1 protein-coding gene is annotated in these 2,800 nt (G+C 75.7%); it reads right to left on the minus strand.

From position 1 onward, the window contains the following. Nucleotides 1-2,800: non-ribosomal peptide synthetase (locus tag NBZ85_RS29880; protein ID WP_261563280.1), on the minus strand; the 2,800-nt coding region annotated here is incomplete at both ends.

Consider the following 2,800-nt stretch of genomic DNA (forward strand, 5'->3'; position numbering starts at 1 on the left):
GCGCAGCCCGGTCGGGTCGGGTGGGTCGGCGGGGTCCCGCGCGGTGACGTAGCCGACCAGCCGGGGTGTGCCCCGCCGGTCGGGCCGCAGCACCACCGCCGCGGCGCCGACCTGCGGTAACGCGGCGAGCGCGGCCTCAACCTCGGCCAGCTCGATCCGATGCCCGTGCAGCTTGACCTGATCGTCGAGGCGGCCCAGCAGCTCCAGCACACCGTCGGCGCGCAGACGTGCCCGGTCGCCGGTGCGGTACATCCGCGCGCCGGGCCCGCCCGCGAACGGGTCGGGCCGGAACCGCGTGGCGGTGAGGTCGGCGCGGTCGTGGTAGCCGGTCGCGACCCCCGCTCCGCCGATCCACAGCTCGCCTGGTACGCCGAACGGCACCAGCTCCGCCCGGTCGTCGAGGACGTAGAGCCGGTTGCCGGGGTAGGGACGCCCGATCGGCAGCAGCGCTTCGGCCGGCAGGTGCGTGACGTCGCCTTCGAAGTAGGCGTTGTCGATCGTGGCCTCGGTGACGCCGTAGGAGTTGACCACCCGCCCGCCCGGCCCCACCGCACGGGCGGCGCGACGGTACTCGTGCACCGCCCAGGCATCGGCGCCCCCGGCCAGGACCCGGATTCCGGCCAGCGGCGGCGGGCCGCCGGTCGCCGGCTCCACGTGGTCGAGCAGCCGGCGCAGCACGGCCGGCACCAGCTCGACGACCGCGATCCGCTCCTCGACCAGCAGCGCGGCCAGCGCCGCCGGGTCCAGCAGGGTCTCCTGCCCACAGGTCACCAGGCAGCCGCCGGCGGTCAGTGCCCGCAGCATCTCGCCGGCGAACACGTCGAACGAGGTGTTGGCGCCCTGCAGATGCCGCTCGCCGGGCCGCAGGTCGTAGGCGTGGCGCCACATCGCCGCGGCGTGGTGCAGGTTGGCGTGCGCGACGACGACGCCCTTGGGCCGGCCCGTGGTACCGGAGGTGTAGATCACGTAGGCGGCTGCCGTCGGCGCGGTCTGCGGCCATGGCAGCCGCCGGGCCGGGAGCGGCGCCGCCGAAGCGGTGTTCCCCGTGACGTCCACCACCGTGACGTCCACCACCGTGTCGGCGCGTTCGCCCGGCCAGGTCCCGGGGCGGGTCACCACCACCGCCGCGCCGCTGTCGGCGAGCATGTACCGCAGCCGGTCGGCGGGGTACTGCGGGTCCAGCGGCACGTAGGCGGCCCCGGCGCGCCACACCGCCAGCACGGCGGCGTAGGCGTCCCGGCCGCGGGGCAGGCAGATCGCCACCCGGTCCCCGGGTGTCACCCCCACGGCCAGCAGCCGCGCGCCGAGGACATCGGCGTGCCGCTCCAGCTCGGTGTAGGTCCAGCTCACGTCGCCGTCGCGGACGGCCGTGGCGTTCGGGTACAGCCGGGCCTGTTCGCTGACCAGCAGGTGCGTCCCACCGCGCGGGCGGTCGTGGACGTCCCCGACGTCGGTGTCAGTGTCGGGGGCCGGGGTCACTGCGGTTGCCAGGACGGCGTCGCGCTGGGCCGGCGACAGCAGCGCGAGCCGGCTGACCGGCAGGCCGGGGTGCTCGACGAGGTCGCGCAGCAGGATCAGCAGGTGCTCGAGCAGGCGGGCGGCGGTAGCCGGGGCGAACAGGTCCGTGGCGTACTCGACGGCCAGCTCGGGCGCGCCCGGCCGCGCCAGGTCCACGGTCAGGTTCAGGTCGAGTTTGGCGCCGCCGGAGACGGTGTCGCCGAGGTGCTCGACGGCGATGTCGCCGCGGCGGGACCGGGCCGGGGCGACCGTGATGATGTTGAGCATCACCTGGGTCAGCGGGCCGCGGTCGGAGTGTGGCCGCACCGGTAGCGCCCGGACCAGCTCGTCAAGAGCCACGTCCGGGTGGCCGAGGGCGTCGGTCAGAGCGTCGCCGGCCCGGCCGATCGCGGTGGCGGAGTCCGGGTCGTCGGAGAGGTCGACCCGCAGCGGCACGATCGTCAGGTAGGCACCGATGCCGGCGGCGGTGTCGGGGTCGCGGTGGGCCAGCGGGCTGAGCACGGTGACGTCGCCGTGCCCGCTGAGCCGGGCGATCAGGGCGGACACCCCGGCGAGCAGCAGCGCCGAGGGCGTCGTGGCCCGGGCTCGGGCGGCGTGTTCGACGGCGGCCAGCAGGTCCAGGGGCAGTGTGATCCGGTGGGTGGCGCCGGCGAAGGACCGCACCGGTGGACGGGGCCGGTCGGCGGGGACCTCCACGTCGGTGTCCACCGCGGTGAGGCGGTCGATCCAGTGCTCGAAGGTGCGAGGCTCGGTCCGCCGCCGCCGCAGATACCCGGCGAACGAGGGCAGTTCCGCGGGGGTCTCCCCGGCCAGCAGCGCGGCGAGCCGCTCGGCGAACACCACGACCGACCAGCCGTCGAACACCAGATGGTGCACGGCCACGACGAGTTCCCACTCCCGGTCCCCGAGCCGGATCGCGGTGGCGGCCAGCAGCGGGCCGGTGGCGATGTCGAAGACCGTGCGCCCGCGGCGGGCGGCAAGCTCGGCGCGGCGGTCGGCCCGTTCCCGGACGGGGATCGCACGCAGGTCGTGCACCTCGAAGGGCAGCGCGGGGGGCTGCGCGCCGACCCTGAGTGTCGGTCTGTCGGCGTCTTCCCGCACGACCGCGCGGAAGGCGTCGTGGCCGGCGACCAGGGCACGCAACGCTGCGGCGAGCCGGCCCGGGTCGTCGACCCCGTCCAGGCGGAAGCGCAGTCCGAGGGTGTGCATCGGGGTGCCCGGGGCGAGCTGCTCCGCCAACCACATGTCGCGCTGGAAAGCGGTCAGTGGCGCCGGTAGGTCC

The sequence above is a fragment of the Frankia tisae genome (genome assembly GCF_025403405.1).
GTDB lineage: Bacteria > Actinomycetota > Actinomycetes > Frankiales > Frankiaceae > Frankia > Frankia tisai.